Annotated in this window: 17 protein-coding genes and 1 pseudogene; 6 read left to right on the top strand and 12 right to left on the bottom strand. The window is 72.2% G+C overall.

From position 1 onward, the window contains the following. The first annotated feature begins 60 nt into the window (after window positions 1-60). Together ABZ919_RS28145 and ABZ919_RS28140 are read left to right on the top strand one after the other, a co-directional pair. A complete protein-coding gene (locus tag ABZ919_RS28145) occupies window positions 61-720 on the top strand; it encodes an alpha/beta hydrolase (protein WP_361253057.1) in 660 nt (219 codons plus the stop codon). A 334-nt stretch (window positions 721-1,054) separates the two neighbouring features. After that, on the top strand, window positions 1,055-3,541 hold the full coding sequence (locus ABZ919_RS28140) for a SpoIIE family protein phosphatase (RefSeq protein ID WP_361253055.1): 2,487 nt from the start codon (window positions 1,055-1,057) through the stop codon (window positions 3,539-3,541). Between the two features lie 81 nt (window positions 3,542-3,622). On the opposite strand, the gene ABZ919_RS28135 is transcribed toward ABZ919_RS28140, so the two are convergent. After that, window positions 3,623-4,909: an acyltransferase gene (locus tag ABZ919_RS28135; RefSeq protein ID WP_361253053.1), complete on the bottom strand. Its 1,287-nt coding sequence runs from the start codon at window positions 4,907-4,909 to the stop codon at window positions 3,623-3,625. 256 nt (window positions 4,910-5,165) lie between these two features. On the opposite strand from ABZ919_RS28135, the gene ABZ919_RS28130 reads away from it, so the two are divergent. Then, window positions 5,166-6,122 carry a GAF domain-containing protein gene (locus ABZ919_RS28130; protein ID WP_361253051.1) on the top strand — a complete coding sequence of 319 codons (957 nt, stop codon included), beginning with the start codon at window positions 5,166-5,168 and terminating at the stop codon, window positions 6,120-6,122. A gap of 10 nt (window positions 6,123-6,132) precedes the next feature. On the opposite strand, the gene ABZ919_RS28125 is transcribed toward ABZ919_RS28130, so the two are convergent. Next, window positions 6,133-8,517, bottom strand: coding sequence for a phosphoketolase family protein (locus tag ABZ919_RS28125; protein WP_361253049.1), 2,385 nt, complete (start codon window positions 8,515-8,517; stop codon window positions 6,133-6,135). A 480-nt stretch (window positions 8,518-8,997) separates the two neighbouring features. Here ABZ919_RS28125 and ABZ919_RS28120 point away from each other — a divergent pair, with 480 nt between their 5' ends. Further along, a complete protein-coding gene (locus ABZ919_RS28120) occupies window positions 8,998-10,182 on the top strand; it encodes a permease (RefSeq protein ID WP_361253047.1) in 1,185 nt (394 codons plus the stop codon). A 16-nt stretch (window positions 10,183-10,198) separates the two neighbouring features. Here the strand turns inward: ABZ919_RS28120 and ABZ919_RS28115 are convergent, their stop codons facing one another. From ABZ919_RS28115 to ABZ919_RS28105, 3 genes are all read right to left on the bottom strand, one after another. Continuing rightward, the gene (locus tag ABZ919_RS28115) at window positions 10,199-11,371 is read right to left on the bottom strand and encodes a YbfB/YjiJ family MFS transporter (RefSeq protein WP_361253159.1); all 1,173 of its coding nucleotides are present in this window, start codon (window positions 11,369-11,371) and stop codon (window positions 10,199-10,201) included. A gap of 246 nt (window positions 11,372-11,617) precedes the next feature. Beyond that, window positions 11,618-11,920 carry a muconolactone Delta-isomerase family protein gene (locus ABZ919_RS28110; protein ID WP_361253045.1) on the bottom strand — a complete coding sequence of 101 codons (303 nt, stop codon included), beginning with the start codon at window positions 11,918-11,920 and terminating at the stop codon, window positions 11,618-11,620. A 395-nt stretch (window positions 11,921-12,315) separates the two neighbouring features. Next, a complete protein-coding gene (locus ABZ919_RS28105) occupies window positions 12,316-12,921 on the bottom strand; it encodes an L-serine ammonia-lyase, iron-sulfur-dependent, subunit alpha (RefSeq protein ID WP_361253043.1) in 606 nt (201 codons plus the stop codon). Window positions 12,922-13,249: 328 nt separating this feature from the next. On the opposite strand from ABZ919_RS28105, the gene purU reads away from it, so the two are divergent. Together purU and ABZ919_RS28095 are read left to right on the top strand one after the other, a co-directional pair. Then, window positions 13,250-14,122 (top strand): formyltetrahydrofolate deformylase, encoded by an 873-nt coding sequence (gene purU / locus ABZ919_RS28100; protein ID WP_361253041.1) that lies wholly within the window; start codon window positions 13,250-13,252, stop codon window positions 14,120-14,122. Window positions 14,123-14,161: 39 nt separating this feature from the next. Further along, window positions 14,162-14,371: pseudogene (locus ABZ919_RS28095) on the top strand (IclR family transcriptional regulator C-terminal domain-containing protein); the annotation flags it as partial. 240 nt (window positions 14,372-14,611) lie between these two features. Here the strand turns inward: ABZ919_RS28095 and ABZ919_RS28090 are convergent. The 7 genes from ABZ919_RS28090 to ABZ919_RS28060 all read right to left on the bottom strand — a co-directional run bounded on the left by ABZ919_RS28090 (window position 14,612) and on the right by ABZ919_RS28060 (window position 25,444). Continuing rightward, on the bottom strand, window positions 14,612-15,214 hold the full coding sequence (locus tag ABZ919_RS28090) for a sarcosine oxidase subunit gamma family protein (RefSeq protein WP_361253039.1): 603 nt from the start codon (window positions 15,212-15,214) through the stop codon (window positions 14,612-14,614). Continuing rightward, window positions 15,207-18,416, bottom strand: coding sequence for a sarcosine oxidase subunit delta family protein (locus tag ABZ919_RS28085; RefSeq protein ID WP_361253037.1), 3,210 nt, complete (start codon window positions 18,414-18,416; stop codon window positions 15,207-15,209). Before ABZ919_RS28085 ends, ABZ919_RS28090 begins: the two co-directional genes overlap by 8 nt. A 21-nt stretch (window positions 18,417-18,437) precedes the next feature. Further along, the gene (locus ABZ919_RS28080) at window positions 18,438-19,670 is read right to left on the bottom strand and encodes a sarcosine oxidase subunit beta family protein (RefSeq protein WP_361253036.1); all 1,233 of its coding nucleotides are present in this window, start codon (window positions 19,668-19,670) and stop codon (window positions 18,438-18,440) included. Continuing rightward, a complete protein-coding gene (gene glyA, locus ABZ919_RS28075; protein ID WP_361253034.1) occupies window positions 19,667-20,953 on the bottom strand; it encodes a serine hydroxymethyltransferase in 1,287 nt (428 codons plus the stop codon). The genes ABZ919_RS28080 and glyA overlap by 4 nt, the downstream gene beginning before the upstream one ends. Beyond that, window positions 20,950-21,810 (bottom strand): bifunctional methylenetetrahydrofolate dehydrogenase/methenyltetrahydrofolate cyclohydrolase, encoded by an 861-nt coding sequence (locus ABZ919_RS28070; protein ID WP_361253032.1) that lies wholly within the window; start codon window positions 21,808-21,810, stop codon window positions 20,950-20,952. The genes glyA and ABZ919_RS28070 overlap by 4 nt, the downstream gene beginning before the upstream one ends. A gap of 21 nt (window positions 21,811-21,831) precedes the next feature. After that, window positions 21,832-24,270: an FAD-dependent oxidoreductase gene (locus ABZ919_RS28065; RefSeq protein WP_361253030.1), complete on the bottom strand. Its 2,439-nt coding sequence runs from the start codon at window positions 24,268-24,270 to the stop codon at window positions 21,832-21,834. 208 nt (window positions 24,271-24,478) lie between these two features. After that, entirely contained in the window at window positions 24,479-25,444 is a 966-nt protein-coding gene (locus ABZ919_RS28060) for an ABC transporter substrate-binding protein (RefSeq protein WP_361253028.1), read from the bottom strand. Window positions 25,445-25,455: the final 11 nt, after the last annotated feature.

Here is a 25,455-nt window from a genome sequence, read left to right as displayed (position 1 = left end):
AGGCGTGCGGGGCAGGATCGTCGCATGCAGCCGGTCTTCGTTCTCGTGCACAGTCCGTCCGTGGGGCCCTCGACATGGCGACCCGTGGCGGAACACCTGACGGCGCGGGGCCACCGGGTGAGGGTGCCGTCCCTGCTGCACATCGGCGCCGGGGCTGCGCCGTTCTGGCCGCGGGTCGTCGAGGCGGTCCGCGACGACCTGCGGCAGGTCGCGGCCGGCACACCCGTGACGCTGGTGGCACACAGCAACGCAGGGCTGTTCCTGCCCACGATCCGTGCGGGTCTCGGCCGTCCGGTGACCGCCTCGGTCTTCGTCGACGCGGCGCTCCCGGCCCGTACGGGAGCCACTGCCGTCGCCTCACCCGAGATGCTGGAGTTCCTCCGCCCGAAGGCGGTGAACGGCAGGCTGCCCCGCTGGACCGACTGGTGGGACGAAGACGACGTCGCGCCCATGTTCTCCGATCCGGTGGTGCGGCAGACCGTCGTCGAGGAGCAGCCCCGCCTGCCGCTGGCCTACTACGAGCAGCGCATCCCCGTCCCGGACGGCTGGGACGACCACCCCTGTTCCTACCTGCTGTTCGGCCCGCCGTACGAGGAACTCGCCGCCGAGGCACGCGCCCGCGCCTGGCGGGTGGCACATCTGCCGGGCGCACACCTCCACCAGATCGTCGATCCCGCCGGCACGGCCCGCCACCTTCTCGAGCTCTCCGCCACGGGGTGACCCGCCCGCGGCGGCCGGTCGGCCGGGACGGGCGGGACGTTCGATCCCCGCAGCGCCGAGGCGGAGACCGGCACGGTGGGGCCACCCCGCACGAGCGCCTCTACGGCCGGTGTGCCGTGTCCGTGCGGCACCGTGTCGGAGTGTGTCCCCGGTGGCTGCTTCGAACACGGCCGGACGGCGCACGCGGCTGCCCACGGCCTCCCGACGGGGTGGCCGAACAGGCGCCCGGCGCCCGCGCTCCACGCCGCACTGGACACCGTCGACCGGATATGCCTGTTCAAGGGAACTTAAGCTGATGGATGCCGAGGACGTTCATCCATGGGATGAGAATGCGGTGACGAGAAAGCAGCAGGCGCCGGACCTCCCCAGCGCACGGGGAGCGGAACAGGCCTGCGCCCTGCCGTTCTACGGGCCCGCCGTCGCCGCTGCTCGCACCGCGGCGCGGTGCGCCGCGCTGCTGGCCGCTGCGCTGGGCGCTGCTGGCCTGTGCGGCTGGATCTTCGACGTAGGCGTCCTGCGGAGCGGGCTGCCCCACGGCCGGGCGGACATGCAGGCGAACACGGCCGTGGCGCTGCTGGCACTCGGCCTCTCCCTGTTCATGGCGGCCCGCAGCCCTGCCACGCGGCGGACGACCGCGGTGGCCCGTGCGGCCGCCGGCCTCAGCGCCCTGATCGCCGTGCTCACCGTCTTGGAGTACCTGACCGGGACAGGTTTCGGCATCGACAGGCTTCTCTTCCCGGACACCGCTCAGGTGGCGACCGCCGCCCCGGGACGGATGGCTCCGAACACGGCCGCGGCACTGGTGCTCGGGAGCGGCGCGTCCTGGTGCGCCGGCACCCGGCGCCTTCCCGCCTGGTCGGCCCAGGTCCTCGGCCTTTCGGTGCTCAGTCTGGGCATGCTGCGGCTCTACGCGTTCGCCTACGCGGTGCCCGAGCTGGAGCGCTTCGGCGCCTACTCGGGCATGGCCCTGAACACCGGTCTGGCACTGGTGCTGCTGGGCATGGCCGCGTTCCTGCTCCCGCCCGACGAAGGTCTCGCGGGCCTCCTGATGAACGCGGGCACCACGGGAGCGCTGGGGCGCAGGATGTTCGCCACGATCCTCGTCGTGCCGCCTCTGCTGGGCTGGGCGGTCATGGCCGGGGAGAACGCCGGGTTCTTCGGGACGCGCCTCGGCAACGCCTTGCTGGTGTGCGGCCATGCGATCGTGTTCTCCGTGGTCGTCTTCGCGACCCTGGCCGTGGGCCGGCGTGTCGAGGTGGCCCATGCCCGTGCCGAATGGCAGGTGCGGCAGAACGAACTGCTGCAGGCGCTGATGGACCACACACCGTCCGTGGTGTTCATCAAGGACCTGGACGGCCGCTTCCTCGCGGTCAACACGACGTTCGAGGAGACCCTGGGCCTGTCCCGGGACGAGGTGCTGGGCCGCCGGGACCTGGACGTCCTGCCACCCGGCCTCGCCCGGCAGGCACGGTCCGCCGACCTCATGATGCTGGCGCGGCGCACTCCTGTGCAGCGGGAGGAGCCGCTCGCCCTGCCCGGGGGTCCACAGGTCGTGCTCACCACCCTGTTCCCGCTCAGCGACGCGTCCGGGGCGCCCTACGCCGTCGGTGGCGTGGTCACCGACATCACCGACAGGGTCGCGGCCCAGCGCGAGGTCGAGCGGGCCAACCAGCGCTTCCTCGCGCTCCTGGAGTCCGCACCCGACGCGACCCTGATCACGGACGGCCACGGCACCGTCACGATGGCCAACGCCCAGGTGGGTCCGGTGTTCGGTCATCCGCCCGAGGATGTCGTGGGCACCTGCGTCATCGATCTGGTGCCCGCGCGGCGGCGCCGACGGCACCGTGCACTCCTTCGTGCCTACCTGCGGCAGCGAGACCCGAAGCCGATGATCCTGGACCGCGGCCTGTACGGGCTGCACGGCGACGGCGGAGAGTTCCCGGTCGAGCTGAGCATCAGCACCCTCCGGGCCCAAGGGGAGACGCTGGTTCTCCTGACGGTGCGGGACATCACCGAACGCAGGCAGATCGAGGCCGAACGCGCCGAGCGCTACGAACAGCAGCGGCGCATCGCCTACACGCTGCAGCACAGCCTCATGGGCGAGCCGCCCCGGCTGCCGTACCTGCCCAGCGCTCACCGGTACCTGGCGTCCGAGCAGGACCCCGGGGTGGGCGGCGACTGGTTCGACATCATTCCCCTGGACGGGGAGCGCACCGGTCTCGTCATCGGCGATGTGATGGGCCGCGGTCTGGAGGCGGCCGCCGTGATGGGACAGCTGCGGGCCGCCTCCCATGCGCTGGCCCGCACCGGCATATCACCCAGCCGGCTCATGACCGGCCTGGACGTGTTCGTCGGCGACCTGCCGGGCCAGCTCGTGACCTGCGCCTACCTGGTGCTGGACCAGGCGGAGCACGAGGTCACCCTGTGTTCGGCCGGGCATCTGCCGGTCATCGTCCGTCCTCCCGACGGGTCCGCTTGCCGGCTGCGGGCACCGGTCGGTGTGCCGCTGGGCGTCAACGACGTGGGCGGAGACCGTCTGCCGTTCGAGGAGACGACCCAGCCGCTGCCTGCTGGCAGCGCGCTCGCGCTGTACACGGACGGGCTGGTCGAACGACCCGGCACGGACATCGAGGCTCAGATAGACGTCCTCACCCGCGCTCTGGACGACACCCTGAAGGGCACTTCCGGGGACGCGGAGGACCTCGAGCGGGCCGCAGCCGCGTTGATCGAGACACTCATCCCGGACACGACCGCCCATGACGACGACGTGACGCTGCTCCTGGTGCGGGTGCCCGGGCCGGAGGCCGAGTCCCCCGGCTGACCCGCCGGCTACGACTCGAGGCCCACGGTCCCGGCGCGGTCGTCGGTCGTCTCCGTGAGTTCCTCGTGCGACGTACGGAGATCAGCGGGGGGACGGCGGCGTGTCCCTCTCCGGAGGGTCCCGGGGTTCCGGCCGGCCGGAACACAGCACCATCGTGAGGCCGCACACGCAGCCCGCCGACGGGACCAGGGCCAGGTGTCCGCCGGGCGCGAAGCCGCCGATCGCGAGGCGTGCGAGCGCCACCCCGGCAGCGGCCAGGCCGCACAGCACGAGCGCCGGCGACCACCACCCGGTCCTTCCCACACCCGGGGGCAGCAGCCGCAGTGGGCGCTGCATCCACGTCAGGAACGCCGTGAGCGGTACCAGCACGGCCGTCAGGAGGGCGATCCAGGCGGCGCGCAGGGCCCACCACAGCGCCGTACCGATGGCCGGCTGGGGAAGCACCCCCGTGGGGTAGAGGGCCGGCGCCACGATCAGCACCGGCACCATGTGCCACAGGTAGACCGTCATGACGGTGGGGTTGAGACGCGAGAGCGACTTGCGCCAGGCGGGACGGGCGGTCAGGCGCTGAAGTGCCGGCTCGGCGCTGAGCAGCAGCCCGGTCTGGACGGCGGCGAAGGCCAGCAGGGCGATCGAGGGCGGGGCTGTGTTCGCCACCCGTTCGCCCGCCCCGATCATGTCGACCGGGAAGGGCCCCCGGGCCAGCAGCACGATCAGCAGGGCGGCTCCGGCGGCTCCCAGCGCCGCGCAGCGCCCGCGAGGACGTGTGAGCGTGCCGTCCTGCCAGGCGAATCCCCACTGGTGCATCGCTCCCCACACCAACGCGTAGTTCGCGAACCCGATCAGCGGCAGACGGGGGCCCAGCACGGCCACGTCCACCACCGCGGCCCCGGCCGCCATCACCGCCGGCACCTTCAGCCCCCATCGCCGATGCGCGGCGAGCATCACCGGCGTCAGCGCGATCAGGAGGAAGTAGACCGGCAGGAACCACAGGTGGAGCGCGGCCAGCCACCCGGCCCGCGCAAGGCCGGCCCGGTCCGCCCCGGCGCTCCGGGCGGCCGCCACGGCGAGCCCGGCCGCCACCACGTACACGGCGACCGGCCACAGAAGTCGTGCGGCCCGGCCGCGCACCCAGTCCGTCCATGACTGCCCGCGCCGGCGGTGAGCCGTCCAGGACACCGCGTTCGCGTATCCGCCGACCACGAAGAACACCGGCATGACCTGCAGGAGAAGCGTCACCCAACCGCCCCAGCGCACGGAGAGCAGGGCATCGCGCCCGGCCAGGTGACCGGCCCGGTAGGTGACGCTGGTCAGCAGCCAGTGGCCCAGTACGACCGCGCCGATCGCAACCACGCGCAGCAGATCCACGCACCGGTTCCGCTCCGCCGTCGCTCCTGCGACGGGCCGGGCCCGTCGGGTGCTCCGCTCGCCTGCCGTATGCCCGAACCGCACGGAATGCATTGTTCCGCACCTTGGGGCCCAGTCCACCGGACGTCGTCCTGCACCCCTGTCCTGGGCCATGCCGGGGACGTAAGCTTCTGCTGTCTGGCCAGAGCACCGGAGCGAGGCCGTGGTGCACATGCTCATCCGTCATTCCCATAACCTTGCGGGACCGCTGGAGCATGTGACGGTTTCCTACCGGGCCGTGGGACCGCAGCCGGTGGGCCGGGTGTCGGCCGCCGAGAGGGCCGAGCAGCTCGCCACGTACGTGGCCCTCGCCCTGGACGCGCCGTCCGCCCTTCGCCGGGTGCTGGACGCGACGGCGGAACTGGGTGACGCCCCGCACCTGGCAGCCGTCCTTCCGCGCTTGGCCCGCACGGCGATCGCGGTCATGGGAGCCGACTTCGGGAACATCCAGGTCATGGACCCGATTGACGGTTCGCTGGTCCTGGTCAACCAGTCCGGCTTCGGCACGGAGTTCCTCGACCACTTCGCGGTGGTCCGTGACGACCGGTCCGTCTGCGCACGGGCCGCCGGTCAGGGCGCCCAGACGGTCGTGGCCGATGTCCGCGCCGACCCGGGTCTCGCCCCCCACGAAAAGGTCTTCCGCGCGGCCGGGGTACGCGCGGTTCAGTCCACCCCGCTCGTGGACTTGGCGGGCCGGCTGGTCGGCATGGTCTCGACGCACATGCGGGACCCCGGGCAGCCGTCCGAGCTCCCGCTGCGCATCATGCGGCTCCTCTGCCTCCTCGCCGGCGAGTCCCTCAGCCGTCACCTGCGCGGACCGAGGGTCGACGGCGAACCCGCCGACCTCCGGCAGCACGACACCGCGGGCACCTGGCCCGGGCCCGACAAGGGGCCGTCCGATCCGGCCATGGCGCGATTCATGTCCGAAACGATCAACCGGATCTTCTCCGCAGGACTGAACTTCGCCGGCGCGCTGCCAGGCATCACCGACGGTGTCGCCTCCCAGCGGGTCGAGGCCGGTATCGACGACCTGGACGCGATCATCCGCTCGATGCAGCGGGCCGCCCTCGGACTCGCGGACCATGACGGGACGCGCCCTTCCGGTACGCCTCGGACGGTCATGCGCCGCGGCAGTCCGTCCGGCGCGTCCTACGACTCGTCACGCCGGACCTGACCGCACCTGCTCACCCCTCCCACGACCAGTCGGCCACCTCGGGCAGGTCGGTGCCATGCTCGCGGATCCAGTCGTGGTGGCGCTGCCGGGCGTCCTCCATGCGCTGGCGCACGGCGGCCGCCCGCACCGCCAGACCGGGGACACGGTCGATGACGTCCATGACGAGGCGGTAGCGGTCCAGGTCGTTGCGTACGACCATGTCGAAGGGGGTGGTCGTGGTGCCGATCTCCTTGTAGCCGCGCACGTGCAGGTGCCTGTGACCGGCGCGCCGGTAGGCGAGGCGGTGGATCAGCCACGGGTAGCCGTGGTACGCGAAGATGACGGGCTTGTCGGTGGTGAACAGGCCGTCGTACTCGAAGTCGCTCAAGCCGTGCGGATGTTCCTCGTGCGGCAGCAGCCGGGCGATGTCGACGACGTTCACCACCCGCACCGCCAGTGCGGGCAGCTGCCGGCGCAGCAGCTGGGCCGCCGCCAGAACCTCCTGCGTCGGAACGTCGCCGGCGCAGCCCAGCACCACATCGGGCTCGCGGGTGCCGTCCTCGGTACCGGCCCACTCCCAGATTCCGGCGCCGCGCGCGCAGTGGACCCGCGCCTGTGCCATCGGCAGCCAGTCGAAGCAGGGTTGCTTGCCGGCCACGACGACGTTGACGTAGTCGCGGCTGCGCAGCACGTGATCGGCCATCGACAGCAGGGTGTTGGTGTCCGGCGGCAGGTAGACCCGCACCGCCTCGGGGCTCTTGTTCAGGATGTGGTCGACGAACCCGGGGTCCTGGTGGGAGAAGCCGTTGTGGTCCTGGCGCCACACGTGCGAGGTGAGCAGGTAGTTGAGGGAGGCGATGGGGGCCCGCCACGACAGGCGGCGGGAGGTGCGCAGCCATTTGATGTGCTGGTTGACCATCGAGTCGACGATGTGCGCGAACGCCTCGTAGCAGGAGAACAGACCGTGCCGGCCGGTGAGGAGGTAGCCCTCCAGCCAGCCCTGGCAGGTGTGTTCGGACAGGATCTCCATCACCCGGCCGTGCCGGTCGAGGTCTTCGTCGACGGGCAGGGTCGCTGCCTGCCAGGCCTTGCCGCTGGCCGCGTAGACGGCCTGCAGGCGATTGGAGGCGGTCTCGTCGGGGCCGACCAGCCGGAAGTCACGGCGGTCAGCGGTGGCGGCCATGACGTCCCGGAGCATGTCGCCGAGCACGCGGGTCGGCTCGTGCAGGGTCACGCCGGGCTTGTCGACCTCGACCGCGTACCGCTCCAGCGGCGGCAGGGGCAGCTCGCGGACCAGCAGTCCGCCGTTCGCGTGCGGGGTGGCTCCCAGCCTGCGGGTGCCCTCGGGGACACAGGACAGCACGTGCGCGCGTGGGGCGCCCCGCTCGTCGAACAAGTCCTCGGGCCGGTAGGAGCGCAGCCACCGGTCCAGTTGGCGCAGGTGCTCGGGATTGTCCCGGACGGCGGCCAGCGGCACCTGGTGGGCGCGCCAGGTGCCCTCCACGGGCAGTCCGTCGACCTCGGCCGGGCCGGTCCAGCCCTTCGGGGTGCGCAGCACGATCACCGGCCAGCGGGGCCGGTCGGTGGCTCCGTCCTCCCGGGCGGCCCGCTGGAGCGCCGTGATGCGGTCGGCGGCGGTGTCCATGGCCCCGGCCATCGCTCGGTGTACGGCGGCCGGGTCGTCGCCGGTGACGTGGATCGGATCGTGTCCGTATCCCGTGAGCAGGTCGTCGAGTTCCGCCTCCGGAAGCCGGGACAGCACGGTCGGATTGGCGATCTTGTAGCCGTTGAGGTGCAGGATCGGCAGGACGGCGCCGTCGTCGACCGGGTCGAGGAACTTGTTGGAGTGCCAGGAGGCGGCCAGCGGTCCGGTCTCCGCCTCCCCGTCGCCGATCACACAGGCGACCAGCAGGTCAGGATTGTCGAGAGCGGCGCCGTACGCGTGGGACAGCGAGTACCCCAGTTCGCCGCCCTCGTGGATCGAGCCCGGGGTCTCGGGGGCCACATGGCTGGGCACGCCGCCGGGGAAGGAGAACTGCCTGAAGAGCCGGGCCATGCCCGCCCCGTCCCGGGTGATGTCCGGATAGGTCTCGGTGTACGACCCCTCCAGCCAGGAGTTGGCCAGAACGGCGGGGCCTCCGTGCCCCGGTCCCCAGATGCACAGGGCGTTCAGGTCGCGGGCCCTGATGAGGCGGCTGAGGTGGGTGTACACGAGATTCAGGCCCGGTGAGGTGCCCCAGTGGCCCAGCAGCCTCGGCTTGATGTGCTCCGGGCGGAGCGGCTCGGTCAGCAAAGGGTTGGCCATGAGGTAGATCTGCCCCACGGAGAGGTAGTTCGCGGCGCGCCAGTGGGCGTCCAGCGTGGCGAGCTCGTCGTCGCTGAGCCCGGTGGGCGCCTGCTGCGTGTCGACGGACATCGGGGTTCCTTCCGGATCGGACGGCGTTCTGGGCGTGACGCGTGCCCGGGCGGGCACAGCACCCACCCTCCGGCGGACCGCCGGGTACCCGACAGGGCCGTTCGGGCCACGTCCGCCGGCGAAGCCGTCCCTTCTCGTCGGTTCGGGGCTCCGGGTCCACCCCGTACAGCTTCCGCCCGCCGGCGGGCGCTCGCCCGGTGACCGCCTCCGGCTGGACGTGCCGGAACACCTCTGGGGAGGACCGTGCCCTGGAGCGCGGGCCGGCCGAGGCCGGCCGGCGCCGTTCGGCGGGCGGGAGCGCCGGCCGGCCGCACCGCGCCGTGCCACAGCGGTCCGCCCGGCCCGGAACCGCCCGGGCGCTCGGGACGCCGCCCGACGGGGGAAATCCGGCGCTGTTCCGCCAAGTCGCCGCGCAGGGTGTGGCATGACGCCTGGTCGATACTCGGCCGGAGACGGACCGCGACGGCGAAGGGTGGCACGATGAACGGGATCCGGCACGCATTGTCCATCACCGGGTCGATGACGTGGGAGATCACCTGGGCGCTGATCCTCGGGTTCGCCCTGTCCGCCGTGGTGCAGGCAGTCGTGCGCAGACGGACCGTCGCACGGCTGCTCGGTGACGACCGGCCCCGCACGCTCGCCGTGGCCGCGGGGCTCGGCGCCGCGTCGTCGTCGTGCTCCTATGCGGCCGTCGCCCTCGCGCGGTCCCTGTTCCGCAAGGGCGCGAACTTCACCTCGGCCATGGCGTTCGAGATCGCCTCGACCAACCTGGTGGTGGAACTGGGCGTGATCCTCGCCCTGCTGATGGGCTGGCAGTTCACCGCCGCCGAGTTCGTCGGTGGTCCGATCATGATCGTCCTGCTGTCCGTGCTGTTCCGCGTGTTCCTTCGTGAGCGGCTGCTGCACCAGGCGCGCGAACAGGCCGAGCGCGGGCTGGCAGGTTCCATGGAAGGGCATGCGGCGATGGACATGTCCGTGCGCGGCGAGGGCGGCTTCGTCCGCCGGCTGCTGTCGGGGGCCGGCTTCACCTCGGTGTCGCACATCTTCGTGATGGAGTGGGCGGCGATCCTGCGCGACCTGTTGGCGGGCCTGCTGATCGCCGGGGCCGTCGCCGCGTGGGTGCCGGACGACTTCTGGCGCGCCTTCTTCCTCGACGGCCACCCGCTCGCCGCCAAGCTGGTCGGACCGCTCGTCGGACCGCTCGTGGCCATCGCCACGTTCGTCTGCTCCATCGGCAACGTTCCGCTCGCCGTCGTGCTGTGGAAGGGCGGCATCAGCTTCGGCGGGGTGATCGCCTTCATCTACGCCGACCTGCTGATCCTGCCGATCCTGAACATCTACCGGAAGTACTACGGCGCGCGGATGGCAGCCTTCCTCCTGGTGATCTTCTTCGCGGCGATGGCCATGGCCGGGTACGTCGTGGAGTTCGTCTTCGGCGGCCTCGGTCTCGTTCCGGACCGGGCGGACGCGAGGATCCCCGCGGAAGGCGTCGGCTGGAACTACACGACCTGGCTCAACATCGTCTTCCTGCTCCTGGCCGCCGCCCTGCTGATCAGGTTCCTGCGCACCGGCGGCCCGGCGATGCTGCGCATGATGGGCGGCTCGCCCGACCATGCCACGCACCAGCACGGCCACACTCCGGCGCGGAACGGAAACCACCCCTGAGTGGCCCGGCGTCGCGTCATGCGCGCGGTGCCCCGCCGGTGACCGCCGACGCCGGCCGGTCCGCCGGTGCCGCGTGCGGCGCCCACGCCGCGGGGCCGGGGAAGCCGATCCGGAGCACACCGGCTGCCACCGCGGCCGCCAGCACCACCGCGGCGGCCAGGATCAGCGCCTGGTGGTAGCCGTGTCTCAGCAAGGGCGTGACGACCAGCGGGCCGAGGATCTGGCCCACGGAGTATCCCGCGGTCAACAGCGCCACCGAGCGCGGGAACCGCAGGTGCGCGCCGGTGGCCAGGGCCAGGGTGCTGATGCCGATGAAGGTCCCGCCGAACAGCGCCGCGGAGGCCAGGGCGGCCGTCGTCCCGGTGACCAGGGCGGGCAGGGCGATGCCGGCCGCCTGGACGACGAGCGCGACGAGCAGCAGGCCGGGGCGGGACCACCGGCGCCCCAGCCGGGCCCACAGCGCCGACGACGGTACGGCCGCCAGACCTACCAGGACCCAGGCACCGCTGCCGACCCGGCCCGGTGACCCCTGCTCGATCGCGGAGACCAGGAAGGTGCCGGCCACGATGTAGCCGATGCCCTCCAGGGCGTAGGAGACGAACAGGGCGCTGAACCAGCGGCGCGTGCGCAACCCCACTGCTGCGGGCGCCTGCCCGCCGGCATGCGCGGGTGCCGGCGCAGGGGCTTCGGGGCGAAGGCGCCAGGAGGCGGCGCCGAGGGCGGCGGCGAGCGCGGCGGAGGCGTACCAGGCGATCCGCCAGTCGGCGAGAGGGCCGAACGAGTGCAGCAGGAGGACGAGCAGGCCGGACAGCGCGATGCCCGCGCCGACTCCACCGAAGGCCCACCCGGGCAGGTGGGCGGGGTGCTCCCGCAGATGGCTGAGGAGGGAGCTGACCGCGATGACGAAGATCAGTGCGCTCGCCACCCCGGCCGGCACTCGCAGCGCGGTCCACACCGACGTGTCGCGGGTGGCGGCCATGGCGGCCAGACTGCCGGTCAGCACGACCAGGGAGCCGCGCAGCACGACGCGTGAGCGCACCAGCGCGGGGAACAGGATGCCGGCGAGCGCGCCGAGGAGGTAGCCGACGTAGTTGGCGGTGGCCAGGTTCGCGCCGGCGCCCGCGGACAGCCCTGCCTGCGCGTGCATGAGGGGAAGGATCGGGGTGTAGACGAAGCGGCCGACCCCCATGCCCGCGGCGAGCGCCGCGGCGGCCTGGGCGACGTGGCGCCACGGCGAGTGGAGACGACCGGTGTCCCGGTCCAGGAGGGCACCCGGAGGGCGTGCGCTCATGACGAATTCCTTGTCCGGCCGTGCCGTAACAGCCGCGCGTGCAACGGCCTGGTGGGTCGGGACCCGCTGTTCAGGGCCCGGTGGGGACATGCCGCCGCAGTCCGGCGGCCGCGCGTGCGACGGCGACGGCGACAGGGGTGCCCGTCACGTCGTTCCCTCGGCGCGGCCCGGGTCGTTGGGGTGGGGTTCCAGCGCGGTGACGGCGAGGGTCATCCACGGACGCAGCGGGAGCGTGCCGAGCACCTTCTCGCGCAGCTCGTCCTCGTCGGCGGCGCGCCAGACGCCGATGCTGCGCAGCTCTCCGACCGGGCGCCACAGCCGTGCCAGGTGGCCGGCGGCGGCCAGCTCCCGGGCGCGGACGGCCTCGGCCGCGCGCCGGCGGTCGACCTCGTCCTGGGCGGTGCCCTCGGGGACGGTGGTGGTGATCTCGACCAGGAACTCCCGCATGTCCCCACTCCGTTCATCGAGGCGCCCGGCGTGAGCCGGTGCGCCGAAGAGTGCGGCACCCGTGGTCCGACGCGGTCCCGCCGGCGTCGGGCTGCCGTGTCCTTATCGTCCGTCCACCGCCGTCCCGGACGCCACGACCGGCTCCCTCCCTGCTGGTAGGCGCAGGCTCCTACGGGCCGCGCCCGAGGGACGGGGAGCCGCGCCGGCCGCGGCACCTCGTGGCGGTCGCCGAGGAGCTGAACCGCAGCCGGGGCACAACCGGACCACCCGCGTCGCCGACGACCGTCCGGGGCGGCGACAAGCTCGGCGAGCTCCACGACGTGGCGTCCGCCCCACCGGCGTCGCCGGTGCCGTGGACCCTGCCGTGGAGCACGCGCACCGCTCCGGCGGCTTCCTCAGCACTCGACGACGTTGACGGCGAGTCCGCCGCGGGCGGTCTCCTTGTACTTGACCTTCATGTCGGCGCCGGTCTCCTTCATGGTCTTGATGACCTTGTCGAGGGAGACGTGGTGGCGGCCGTCGCCGCGCAGGGCCATCCGGGCGGCGGTCACGGCCTCGACCGCGGCCATGCCGTTGCGCTCGATGCACGGGATCTGGACGAGGCCGCCGACCGGGTCGCAGGGCAGGCCCAGGTTGTGCTCCATACCGATCTCGGCCGCGTTCTCCACCTGCTCAGGGCTGCCGCCCAGCACCTCGGCGAGACCTCCCGCGGCCATCGAGCAGGCGGAGCCGACCTCGACGTCGAGGTCGGCTTCGGTGACGTCGACCGTGTGCGGTTCGTTGCCCTCCAGACCGAGCAGGACGGCCCTGGGGGTGCCGTGGCCGTGGCCGGTGGCGCCCAGCGAGCCGAACAGCTCCACTCGTACCGCGGCGGTCTGGGCCAGCAGGCCGTCCCTCTTCAGCCGGGCGGCGAACAGCGCGGCGGCACGCATCGGCCCGACGGTGTGCGAGCTGGACGGGCCGATGCCTATGGAGAACAGGTCGAAGACGCTGATTGCCACGCTGGGCTCCGTGGGACGGGCGGGGGCGTGCCGGACGTCAGCCGGGCACGTCACGACGGGAGGGGTACGTGGTCTCACATAGCACAACTGCACTCACTATTCGCAACATGCTTCGTCGCCGCCCGAGGGTTGTCAAGAGGTGGACCCCAAGGGCGCACCTCGTTGCGCTCTACGGAACGGATCGATGACCCGCGCGCCCCGCAAGGCCGCATCGCACACCGCCCGGAGGCCGCCTCAAGAGACCGCACCTCTTGACCGGCCACCCACCTCACGGGACGATGTTGCGTATCACTCTTACAGTTGCGCATTACGCACTACGGAGGATGTCATGTCCCCTCGCCCGCAGCCCGGCCGCGAGTTCGTCCTGACTCTCTCGTGCCCCGACCGGGCCGGCCTCGTCCACGCCGTCACGAGCTTCCTCCTCGGCCACTCCGGCAACATCCTGGAGAGCCAGCAGTTCGACGACCGCCTGCAGGACCGCTTCTTCATGCGGGTGCACTTCGAGGTCACGCATCCGGCCACTTCCCTGGAGCGACTGCGCACCGCCTTCGGGCCGGTCGCCGAGGCCTACCGGATCACCTGGCGGCTCCACGACGCCTCGACCCCCACCCGGACGCTGATCATGGTGTCGAAGTTCGGCCACTGCCTGAACGACCTTCTCTTCCGCCAGTCCACGGGCTCGCTCAACATCGAGATACCGGCGATCGTCTCCAACCACCGCGACTTCGAGCCGCTGGCCCGGAACTACGGCATCCCCTTCCACCACATCCCGGTGACACAACAGACCAAGGCCGAGGCGGAGGCCCGGCTGGTGCAGCTCGTCGCCGAGCTCGACATCGATCTGGTGGTCCTCGCCCGCTACATGCAGATCCTCTCCGACGACCTGTGCAAGAAGCTCGACGGCCGGGCCATCAACATCCACCACTCCTTCCTGCCGAGCTTCAAGGGCGCCCGACCCTATGTCCAGGCGCACCGGCGCGGCGTCAAACTCGTCGGGGCGACGGCGCACTACGTCACCCCGGACCTCGACGAAGGCCCGATCATCGAGCAGGACGTCGTCCGCGTGGACCACTCCCAGACGCCTGACGAACTGGTCACCATGGGCCGCGACGTCGAGGCGCGGGTGCTCGCGCGTGCCGTGCAGTGGCACAGCGAGAGTCGCGTGCTGGCCAACGGCAACTGCACGGTCGTCTTCCGCTGACGCCGCCCGCCGCGCGGGCCGGCCGATCCACCGACGACGGCGGCTCCCGGCCCGCTGGAGGACCACCTCGCCGAGGCGCGGGAGTACGGCCGTGCGGTGACGCCGGAACTCGAGATCGCAGTGCACGCCATGGCGGCCCCTATCCGCTCCCGCCGCGGGGAGGTCGTCGCCGCCCTCAGCGCCTCCGCTCCCGCGTCCCGCTGCACCGAGGAACGCATCCCGGCGCCGGCGGCCCTGCCGCTCGAGGGCGCGAAGGAGATCGGCCACCGGATGGGCCAGGCGGGCCGGGTCCTCCCGGCCCGCGGGGGGCAACCTTGGCGCACCGGGCCGGCGCGCGGCACTTTCCCGCTCCTGCACGACGGAACTCGGTGCGCTGAGCGGTGCCGGGCCGACCGCCGCCGCGTCGGCCCGGGACCACCGGCCCGGCACCACCGGGCCGGCACCACCGGGCCGGCACCACCGGGCCGGCACCACCGCCCTGTCGGGCGGCTACCGGTATTCGACGGCCGCGTCCAGCAGCCAGTCCACCAGGTAGCCGGCGAACGAGGAGCGCACCAGCACCCAGAAACCGGCTCTGGGCTCGTCGCGGGCGACCAGGACGACCTGGGTGCGGCCCAGCGTCGTCTGGGCGCAGCGGCCGGGGCCGAAGGCGCGCGGGTGCAGGTCCAGTGCGCAGCCGTGGGCCAGCAGGTCACGGGCCCGGGGGCCGGCGACCAGCAGCGTCGTGCGCTGGGCGGAGACGTCGGTGACGGAGACCGGTTCGTCTGCCGCGGCCGATCGGATCCGGCCCTCCAGGTCCCCTTCGGTGCCACGGCGGCCCACCACCAGCCATTCGTCGGGGCCGAGCCACACCGCGGTCACCTCACCCGCGTGCACGACGGTGTTGGGTTCCAGGGGCAGTTGGAGTCCCAGGGCCAGTCCGACCGCGTCCGCCGCCGGGCTCTTGGCGTCGAGGCGGACGTTCACCTGGGCCAGGAAGGGCAGTTCCGCCAGGCGGATCGCGCCCTTGGAGGAGCGCGTCGCGGCGGCCAGCCGGTGGGCGGCGGCGGACAGCGGGCTGCGCTGCCTTGCGGTCAGGGCGGTGTCAGCCATCGCGGCGGGCTCCCTCGGGGTCGTAGAGGACGGGGCTTGCGACGGTCACCGGGAGCAGCCGGCCGCCGACGGGCGCGTAGAGGCGTTCGCCGATCCGGTCCCGGCCGCCCTTGATCAGGGCGAGCGCGAAGGTACGGCCGAGCGCCGCGCTGCGGTAGCTGGAGGTGACGTGGCCGAGCATCGGCACGGGCGGGGCGGGCAGTTCGCCGTCCGCGACCAGGTGGGTGCCTTCGGGAAGGAGGACGGCCGGGTCCTCGGCGAGGAGGCCGACGAGGTGCTTGCGGTCGGGGCGGACGGTGTCGGCACGGCCGTAGGAGCGCTTGCCGATGAAGTCGGGCTTCTTCTTCGACACCGCCCAGCTCATGCCGAGGTCCTGCGGGGTGACCGTGCCGTCGGTGTCCTGGCCGACGATGGGGTAGCCCTTCTCGGCCCGCAGGACGTGCATGGTCTCGGTGCCGTACGGGGTGATGCCGTACGGGGCGCCCGCCTCGTAGAGCGCCTCCCACAGGGTGAGGGCGTCCCACGGCGATACGTTGATCTCGTAGGCGAGTTCGCCGGAGAAGCTGATCCGGCACACGCGCGCGGCGATGCCGGCGACGGTCGTCTCCCGCCACGCCATGAACGGGAAGGCGTCGTTGGACACGGCCAGTTCGGGTGCGAGCGAGCCGAGGACCGCACGGGACCGCGGGCCGACCAGGGCGACGGTGGCCCACTGCTCGGTGACCGAGGTGCAGTGGACCTGCAGTTCGGGCCACTCGGTCTGCAGCCACTCCTCCATCCAGTCCAGGACTGCCGCCGCGTTGCCGGTCGTGGTGGTGACCAGGAAGCGGTCCCGGTCGAGCCGGATGACCGTGCCGTCGTCGAAGACCATCCCGTCCAGGCGGCACATCACGCCGTAGCGGATCATGCCGACCTTCAGGGTGCTCATCATGTTGGTGTACAGCCGGTCGAGGAAGAGCGCGGCGTCCGGGCCCTGCACGTCGATCTTGCCCAGGGTGGAGGCGTCCATGAAGGCCACGCCCTCGCGGGCGGCGCGGCACTCGCGCAGCACGGAGGTCTCCATGTCCTCGCCGTCCTGCGGGTAGTACCAGGGCCGCTTCCACTGGCCGACGTTCTCGAACAGGGCGCCGTGCTCCGTGTGCCACGCGTGCAGGGCCGTCGTGCGGACCGGGTCGCTCAGCGCTCCGCGGTCGCGGCCTGCCAGGGTGGCGAACGAGACGGGGGTGTACGGCGGCCGGAAGGTGGGCAGGCCGAGCGCCGAGATGTCCACGCCGAGCAGTTCGGCGACGACCCCGCTGGCCAGGACGCCGCCCGTCCTGCCCTGGTCGCCGCCGGTGCCGGCGGTGGTGTAGCGCTTGGTGTGCTCGACCGAGCGCAGGCCCGCGCCGGTCGCCCGCGCCAGGTCGTCGACGGTGACGTCGCGCTGGAGGTCGACGAAGCGCGGGGCGCCGGTGTCGGTGGGGATGGTGAAGACCTGCATGGGCGGGGTGTGCGGCTCGGCGGTCACGGCCGGGAGCGCGGGCGCCTCGGCCGTGTAGCCCTCGGCCTCGACGCCGCGGGCACCGGCCGCGGCGCCCTGCGCGAGCGCCGTGGCGAGTTCGAAGGCCCCGTTCGCACTGCCCGCGACCTCCACCGCCTGACGGCCGCTGTCGGGTACGAACGCGCCGAGTGCGTCGTCGTGGCGGAGCTTGCCTCCCGCCTGGCTGAACAGGTGCGCGACCGGGTTCCAGCCTCCGGAGACCAGGAGCAGGTCGACGGCGAACTCGCGCTGTCCGGCGGGCTTCCCGTAGGGGGCGACCGTCACCGCGGACAGGCGTGCCTCGCCCTCCGTGCCGGTGACCGCGTGTCCGGCGAGGACCTCGATGCCGGCGGACCGGGCGCGCCCGGCCCACTCCCCCGGCTCGGGCCGGGTGTCGACGATCGCCGCGACCTCCACGCCGGCGGCCGCCAGGTCGAGTGCGGCGGCGTAGGCGCTGTCGTTGGTGGTGAACACCACCGCGTGCCGGCCGGGCACCACGCCGTACCGGTGCAGATACGTCCGGGCCGAGGAAGCCAGCATCACGCCGGGCCGGTCGTTGTCGCCGAAGGCGAGCGAGCGCTCGTGGGCGCCGGTCGCGAGGACCACGCGCCGGGCGCGGATCCGCCAGACCCGCTCACGGGAGACGTGTGCCGGGGCGTCGGCGCCGAGGTGATTGGTGCGGCGTTCGGCGGCGAGGAGGTGGTTGTCGTCGTAGTGGCCGAAGACCGTGGTGCGGCGCAGGACGCGGACCTCGGGGGCGGCTTCGAGCCGTGCGCGCGTCGCCTCCACCCAGTCGAGGTGCTCGCCGGTGCCGAGCAGGCTGCCGCCGAGCTCCGGCTGGTCGTCGGCGAGGATGACGCGTGCGCCACTGCTCGCCGCCGCCGCGGCCGCCGCGAGTCCTGCCGGGCCCGCGCCGACGACCAGCAGGTCGCAGTGGGCGTGTACGGCGTCGTAGCGGGCGGGGTCGGGCGCGGTGGCGAGGCGTCCCTGCCCCGGGATGCTGCTCGCCACCAGTCCGTCGTGGAGCTCGACGGCCGTGGCGGGGAGCATGGGCTCGGGGAAGGGCTCCTCGATCTGGACGACCGCGTTGGGTTCCTCGACGCCGGCGGAGAAGATGCCGCGGGGGCGGCCGAGTCTGATGCTCGTCGCCGCCGTGACGACGCCGTTGGCGAGGAGTGCCGAAGCGAGGGTGTCGCCTCGGAACCCCTCGTACCGCTTGCCGTCGAAGGTGAAGGTCAGCCGCTGGCCGCGGTCGACTCGGCCTCCCGCCGGCAGACGGAACGCCTGCCCGGGGATTCCCACTGCTGCGGGCTCCGGCCGCGTCGTCGGCCGCGAGCCGGTGGAGGTGTGTCGCGCTTCGGGCTCGTCCTCGAGCGCCGGACGAGCTGGACGTGCCGGCCGTGGCTCGATGGTGGCCGGACGCGGCTCCCCCACCCGGTACACCGCCAGGATCTCGTTCGTCGCCGTGTCCCGCACCGCGTTGAACCACCGGCGGCAGCCGGCCGCATGGCTCCACCGCTCGGCGAAGGGACCCTTGGGGTTGTCGCGGAAGAACAGGTACCGCGCCCACTCCTCGTCGGTGAGGGCGGCGGGGTCCTCGGGGTAGGGGACGTGGGCCTGGCCGCCGTAGTGGAACTCGGCCTCGTCGCGGGGCCCGCACCACGGGCAGGGAATGAGCAGCATGGGTTCGGCTCCCTAGTGGTCCTAGTGGGCCACCGCGGCCGCGCCGTGCTCGTCGACGAGCGCGCCGGTGGTGAAACGGTCGAGCGAGAAGGGGGCGTTCAGGGCGTGCGGGGTGCCGTGGGCGATGGTGTGGGCGTAGACCCAGCCGACTCCCGGGGTGGCCTTGAAACCGCCGGTGCCCCAGCCGCAGTTGAGGTAGAGGTTGTCGACCGGGCTGAGGCCGACGATGGGCGAGGCGTCGGGGCTGACGTCGACGATGCCGCCCCAGGTGCGCAGGACGTGGGCGCGGGCGAAGACCGGGAAGAGCTCCAGGGCCGCCGCCATCTGGTCCTCGATGATGTGGAACGCGCCGCGCTGGGTGTAGGAGTTGTACGCGTCGATGCCGGCGCCCATCACCAGTTCGCCCTTGTGCGCCTGGCTGACGTACACGTGGACCGCGTTGGACATCAGCACGGTCGGGTGCACCGGCTCGAGCAGTTCGGAGACGAGTGCCTGCAACGGGTGGCTCTGGATCGGCAGGTCGATGCCGGCCATGGCGGCGAGGACCGAGGTGTGGCCCGCCGAGCACAGGGCCACCTTGCCGGCCGCGATAGGGCCGCGGGTGGTCCGCACGCCGACCACCCGGTTGCCGACCACGTCCAGGCCGGTGACCTCGCAGTTCTGGATGATGTCGATGCCGGCGGCGTCGGCGGAGCGGGCGAAGCCCCACGCCACGTAGTCGTGCTTGGCGATGCCGGCGCGCGGCTGGTAGGTGCCGCCGAGGACCGGATAGCGCACGTCGGGTGAGGTGTTGACGATCGGGCAGACGTCTTTGACGCCTTCCGCGTCGAGCCACTCGGCGTCGACGCCGTTGAGCCGGTTGGCCTCGACCCGGCGCACGCCGTCGCGGACGTCCTGCAGGCTGTGGGCGAGGTTGAGGACGCCGCGCTGGGAGAAGAGGATCGGGTAGTCGAGCTCCTCCTCCAGTCCTTCCCAGAGCGCGAGGGCGTGCTCGTAGATGCCGGCGCTCTCGTCCCACAGGTAGTTGGAGCGGATGATCGTGGTGTTGCGGGCCATGTTGCCGCCCGCCAGCCAGCCCTTCTCCAGGACGGCGACGTTGGTGATGCCGTGGTTCTGCGCCAGGTAGTGGGCGGTGGCCAGGCCGTGGCCGCCGCCGCCCACAATCACCACGTCGTACGACCGCCGGGGGTCGGGGTTGCGCCAGAGCCGGTCGGGGTGGTCGGGCAGGTCGGCGCCGGGGGTGCGGGGGCTCATCGGGCGTCTCCTGAAGGGCCGGACAGGTGCGGGTAGAGCGGGTGCCTGGCGGCCAGGGCAGCGGTGCGGGCGCGCAGGCCGGCCACGTCCGGCTCGGGCTGGAGGGCCGCCGCGATCACGTCGGCGACCTCCGCGAAGTCCGCCTCGGTGAAGCCGCGGGTGGCGAGGGCCGGGGTGCCGATGCGCAGACCGGAGGTGACCATGGGCGGGCGCGGGTCGAAGGGCACGGCGTTGCGGTTGACGGTGATGCCGATCTCGTGGAGGAGGTCTTCGGCCTGCCGCCCGTCCAGGGGCGAGTCCCGCAGGTCGACGAGGACGAGGTGGACGTCCGTGCCTCCCGTCAGCACCCTCACGCCGGCCGCGGCCGCGTCGGGCCGGGTCAGGCGCTCGGCGAGGATGCGGGCACCCGCCAGGGTGCGGGCCTGCCGTTCGGCGAACTCGGGCGATGCCGCGACCTTGAAGGAGACGGCCTTGGCGGCGATGACGTGCTCCAGCGGGCCGCCCTGCATGCCCGGGAAGACGGCCGAGTTGATCTTCTTGGCGAGGCCGGCGTCGTCGGTGAGGATCACGCCGCCGCGGGGACCTCCGAGGGTCTTGTGCGTGGTCGTGGTGACCACGTGGGCGTGCGGGACGGGGCTCGGGTGCAGCCCGGCGGCGACGAGGCCCGCGAAGTGGGCCATGTCGACCATGAGGAGGGCACCGACCTCGTCGGCGATCCGGCGGAAGGCCGCGAAGTCCAGCTGTCTCGGGTACGCCGACCAGCCCGCGATGATCATCTTGGGGCGGTGTTCCTTGGCGAGCCGCTCCACCTCGTCCATGTCCACGAGGGTGTCCTGCTCGGAGACGTGGTATGGGACGACGTCGAGCATCTTGCCGCTGTAGTTGATGCGCATGCCGTGGGTGAGGTGGCCACCGTGCGCCAGGTCGAGGCCCAGGATCGTGTCGCCGGGCTTGAGGAGGGCGAAGAACACGGCGGTGTTCGCCTGGGCGCCCGAGTGCGGCTGGACGTTGGCGTGGGCCGCCCCGAAGAGGGACTTGACGCGTTCGATGGCCAAGCGTTCGGTGACGTCGACGTGTTCGCAGCCGCCGTAATAGCGGCGGCCGGGGTATCCCTCGGCGTACTTGTTGGTCGCGACCGAGCCCTGCGCCTCCATCACGGCGGTGGGCGCGAAGTTCTCGGAGGCGATCATCTCCAGGGTGGACTGCTGGCGGTGCAGCTCGGCGCGGAGGGCTTGGTGGACCTCGGGGTCCAGCTCCGCCAGGGGCGTGTTCAGAGCGTTCATACGGCGGTCGCGTTCCTCTCGGCGGCCTCGACGACGTTGGCGAGCAGCATCGCCCGGGTCATGGGTCCCACTCCCCCGGGCATCGGGGCGAGCCATCCGGCGACCCCGGCGGCCTCCGGGTGGACGTCACCGACGAGCCCGTGCCCGGTGCGGGTGATGCCGACGTCCAGGACGGCCGCGCCGGGGCGCAGCATGTCCTTCGTGATCAGTCCGGGCGAGCCGGCCGCGGCGACGACGATGTCCGCCTCGCGCACGTGCCGGGCCAGACCCTTGGTCGCGGTGTGGCACAGGGTGACGGTGGCGTTCTCGGAGCGGCGGGTGAGCAGGAGTCCGATGGGCCGTCCGACGGTGATGCCCCGGCCGACGACGCACACGCGTGCTCCGGCGAGCGGGATGTGGTGACGGCGGAGCAGTTCGACGATCCCGCGCGGGGTGCACGGGAGCGGGGCGTCGACGCCGAGGACGAGCCGGCCGAGGTTGACCGGGTGCAGTCCGTCGGCGTCCTTGGCCGGGTCCATGCGGGCGAGGACGGCGTTGGTGTCCAGGTGGCGCGGGAGCGGGAGTTGCACGATGTAGCCGGTGCAGGAGGGGTCTGCGTCGAGTTCGTCGACGACCTCCTCGACCTGCTGCTGGGTGGCGTCGGCGGGCAGCGTGCGGCGCAGGGAGGCGATGCCGACCTGCGCGCAGTCGCGGTGCTTGCCGGCCACGTAGGCACGGCTGCCGGGGTCGTCGCCGACCAGGACTGTCCCGAGGCCGGGCGGGCGGCCGGTCAGGGCCGTCGACTTGGCCACGCGCCCGGCGAGTTCGCTGCGGATGGCGGCGGCGGTGGCCTTGCCGTCCAGGAGCTGTGCGGTCACCGGCGGTTCTCCTTCCCGCGGTCAGCCACGGAGGCGGGACATGGTCGGGTCGAACAAGGGCTCCTCGGCGACAACCGCTTCCACGCGCTGGTCGAAATAGCCGATGTGCACGATGGTGCCGGGAGCGGCCGACTCCGCCGGCAGCCACGCGTAGGCGATCCCCTTGCCGACCGTGTAGCCGTACGCGGCGCTGGTGACGTAGCCGACGGCGCGGTCGCCGTCGTAGACCGGCTCCTTGCCCATGACCACGGCCCGCGGGTCGTCGATCGTGAGGCAGCTCAGCCTGCGCCGCACATCGCCCTTGCGCCGTTCCAGTGCCGCCCTGCCGATGAAGTCGCCCTTGTCGAGCCTGACGGCGAAGCCGACCCCGGCCTCGTAGGGGTCGTGCTCGTAGGTCATGTCTGTGCCGAAGGAGCGGTAGCCCTTCTCCAGGCGGAGGCTGTTGAAGGCGCCGCGGCCGGCGACGATGCCGCCCAGCGGCTCGGCGGCCGCCCACAGGGTGTCCCACAGCTTCCGGCCCTGGTCGGCGGTGGTGTACAGCTCCCAGCCGAGTTCGCCGACGTACGACAGCCGCATCGCGGTCACCGGGACCGGGCCGATGTAGGCGCGCTTGGCGCGGAAGTACTTCAGGCCGTCGCCCGAGAAGTCCGCGTCGGTGAGCGGCTGCAGCACGTCGCGGGCCAGTGGGCCCCACAGGCCGATGCAGCAGGTGCCGGGGGTGATGTCGCGGACCTGGACGCGGCCGTCGGCGGGGAGGTGGCGGGTGAGCCAGTCGAGGTCCAGGTTGCCGTTGGCGCCGACCTGGAAGAGGTCGGGGGCGAGGCGGGCGACGGTGATGTCGCTGCGGATGCCGCCGTCGTGGTCCAGGAGCAGGGTGTACGTAACCGAGCCGACGGACTTGGCGACCTTGCCGGTGACCAGGCCCTCCAGGAAACCGGCGGCACCGGGGCCGCTCACCTCCAGGCGCTTGAGGGCGGTCATGTCGTACAGGGCGACGGTCTCCCGGGTGACCTGGGCCTCGGCACCGACGATGGGTGACCAGTAGCGGGCGGCCCAGTCGTTGGGGGTGGGGAGGTCACGGCCTTCGACCAGCCGCGCGTTCGCCTCGTACCACTGGGGGCGCTCCCAGCCGTTCGCCTCCAGGAAGAACGCGCCGTGCTCCTGCTGGCGGGCGTGGAAGGGACTGGTGCGGATCGGGCGCGGCTTCCCGGACGGCTGCAGCGGGTGGAGGATGTCGTAGACCTCGACGAAGTTCTGGCAGTCGCGGGCCAGGACGTACTCGGGAGAGAGCTGGTGCGGCTCGAAGCGGTTGACGTCGCACTCGTGCAGGTCGAAGGAGGAGCAGTAGCCGTCGACCAGCCATTCGGCGACGGCCCGGCCGACGCCCGCGGAGTGGGTGACCCACACGGCCTCGGCGACCCAGAAGCCCTTCACGTCCGGGGACTCGCCGAGCAGCGGGAAGCCGTCGGTGGTGAAGGAGAAGAGGCCGTTGATGCCCTCCTCGACCTTGGCCTCCTGGGTGGCCGGGAGCAGGGACTGCGTCTCGCTCCACGCGTCCTCGAAGTCCTCCTCGGTGAACTTCAGCACCGAGGGCATCTCCTCGGCCTCGTCCACGGAGAGGATGTCGTCGGCGGAGACCGGCATGGGGCGGTGGCCGTAGTAGCCGATGCCGAGGCCGTCGAAGCGGTCGCGGTAGTAGAGGTCGGCGTCCTGGTGGCGCAGGATCGGGCGGACCGCCTCCTCGGTCTGGCCGGCGAGGCCGGGAACCGGGCCGGTCCAGGCGAGCTGGTGGCCGAGCGGGGTGAGCGGCAGGTTCATCCCGACCATGCGGGCGATCCTCGGACCCCAGATGCCGGCGCAGCACACGACGGTGTCGGCGGGGATCTCGCCCTGGTCGGTCACCACGCCGGTGACACGGCCCTGGCTCTGCCGGATGTCGAGGACCTCGTGCCGGGCGAGGAAGCGCACGCCGCGCTCGGTGGCCCGGCGGATCTGGGCCTCCACGGCCCGGACGGCCTTGGCGAGGCCGTCGGTGGGGACCAGCAGACCGCCGAGGACCTTGTCCCGGTTCAGCAGCGGGTGCTGCTCGACGCACTCGTCGGGGGTCAGCAGGCGCGCCTCGATGCCCCAGGCGGTGATCCAGCCGTGGCGCCGGTGGAGTTCGGCGAGGCGCTCGGGGCCGGTCGCCACTTCGAGGCCGCCGACCTGGAGGAAGCAGGGCTTGCCGTCGACGTCGAGGGAGCAGAACTTCTCGACGGTGTAGCGGGCGAGCTCGGTCATGGTCTTCGAGGGGTTCGTCTGGAAGACCAGGCCGGGGGCGTGCGAGGAGGAGCCCCCCGTGGCCGGGAGGGGGCCCTGGTCGACCACGGTCACCTCGGTCCAGCCGCGTGCGGAGATCTCGTCCGCCAGGGCCGCTCCCACGACGCCCGCTCCGATGATGACCACTCGGGGTCCCGCCATCGCCCAACCTCCGAACTTGAGACCGGTTAAGTTGCTCTGTACGCAACTTGCTTCAGGCTGCGCAACTCAATGTGCCTCTCGCCGTAAGGGGTGTCAAGGGGTCGGTGACGTCGGAAAACAGCCGGAAACACGGCAATGCCCGGTGGGCGGTGCGCACAGCGCGCACCGCCCACCGGGCGTCTTCAGCCGTCCTGTTCCGGGCCTCGTGCTACTTCAGCCAGGAGGCGACCTTGTCGCGGTTGGCGTCGACCCACTTCTTGGCCGCCGCGTCGTCCGACATCTTGTCCACGGCGATGTACTTGGCCACGGTGTTCTGGTCGTCGTTCGTCCAGTGGAAGTTCTTCACCAGCTTGTACGCCGGGCTGCCCGACTTGGCGAACCGGGCGCTGACGATCTTGTCCAGGTCGTAGACGGGATAGTCACAGGCGACCTTCGCCGCGTCGGCGTCGCAGCCCTTCGTGTACGGGGGGAGGCCGACCTTCACCAGCGGCACTTCCGACATGAACCACTGCGGCTCGTAGAAGTAGCCGATCACCCACTGCTTGTTCTTCTCGGCGGTGCGGTAGGCCTGGATGAGCGCGGTCTCGCTGCCCGCGTACACCACCTTGAAGTTCAGTTTCAGGTTCTTGACCAGCGCCGCGTCATTGGTGACGTACGACGGGTCACCGTCGAGCAGCTGGCCCTTGCCGCCCGACTCGGACGTCTTGAACCGGTCGGCGTACTTGTTGAGGTTCTTCCAGTCGGTGATGTCCGGGTGCGCCTTGGCCAGCCACGGCGGCACGAACCAGCCGATGACGCCCTTGTTGCCGGTCGACCCCGCCTCGACGGCCGTCTTCTGCCCGGCGATGTACTTCTTCCTCAGATCGTCGTGGCCCCAGTTCTCCAGGACGGCGTCGACCTCGCCGGTCCCGAAGCCCTGCCAGGCGATCTCCTCCTTCAGGTCCTTCTTGTCGACCGTGCAGCCGAGGTCGTGCTGGGCGACGTACGCGACGACCGCCGCGTCCGCCTCGTAGCCGACCCACGGGTTGACGGCCAGGTTGAAGGTGCCGCACTTGCCGCCCGAGGACTTCGAGCCGGCCGCGGCGCTGTCGCCGACCTTCGCCCCGCCGCAGGCCGTCAGGGTGAGGCCGAGGACGGCCAGGCCGGCCGCGCCGGCTCGCCAGTGTCTTGCCATGGTGTCGTGCT

Origin of the sequence: Streptomyces sp. NPDC046759, assembly GCF_040645475.1 — a bacterium.
In the GTDB taxonomy this organism is placed as follows: domain Bacteria; phylum Actinomycetota; class Actinomycetes; order Streptomycetales; family Streptomycetaceae; genus Streptomyces.
This window is presented reverse-complemented; position numbering and strand designations above follow the sequence as displayed.

Excerpts from the sequence above, each read along its gene's own strand:
- ABZ919_RS28125 (WP_361253049.1), bottom strand. The coding sequence starts at position 8,517 with ATGTCCGTCGACACGCAGCAGGCGCCCACCGGGCTCAGCGACGACGAG.
- ABZ919_RS28120 (WP_361253047.1), top strand. The coding sequence starts at position 8,998 with ATGAACGGGATCCGGCACGCATTGTCCATCACCGGGTCGATGACGTGG.
- ABZ919_RS28115 (WP_361253159.1), bottom strand. The coding sequence starts at position 11,371 with ATGGGGGTCGGCCGCTTCGTCTACACCCCGATCCTTCCCCTCATGCAC.
- ABZ919_RS28110 (WP_361253045.1), bottom strand. The coding sequence starts at position 11,920 with ATGCGGGAGTTCCTGGTCGAGATCACCACCACCGTCCCCGAGGGCACC.
- purU (WP_361253041.1), top strand. The coding sequence starts at position 13,250 with ATGTCCCCTCGCCCGCAGCCCGGCCGCGAGTTCGTCCTGACTCTCTCG.
- ABZ919_RS28090 (WP_361253039.1), bottom strand. The coding sequence starts at position 15,214 with ATGGCTGACACCGCCCTGACCGCAAGGCAGCGCAGCCCGCTGTCCGCC.
- ABZ919_RS28085 (WP_361253037.1), bottom strand. The coding sequence starts at position 18,416 with ATGCTGCTCATTCCCTGCCCGTGGTGCGGGCCCCGCGACGAGGCCGAG.
- ABZ919_RS28080 (WP_361253036.1), bottom strand. The coding sequence starts at position 19,670 with ATGAGCCCCCGCACCCCCGGCGCCGACCTGCCCGACCACCCCGACCGG.
- glyA (WP_361253034.1), bottom strand. The coding sequence starts at position 20,953 with ATGAACGCTCTGAACACGCCCCTGGCGGAGCTGGACCCCGAGGTCCAC.
- ABZ919_RS28065 (WP_361253030.1), bottom strand. The coding sequence starts at position 24,270 with ATGGCGGGACCCCGAGTGGTCATCATCGGAGCGGGCGTCGTGGGAGCG.
- ABZ919_RS28060 (WP_361253028.1), bottom strand. The coding sequence starts at position 25,444 with ATGGCAAGACACTGGCGAGCCGGCGCGGCCGGCCTGGCCGTCCTCGGC.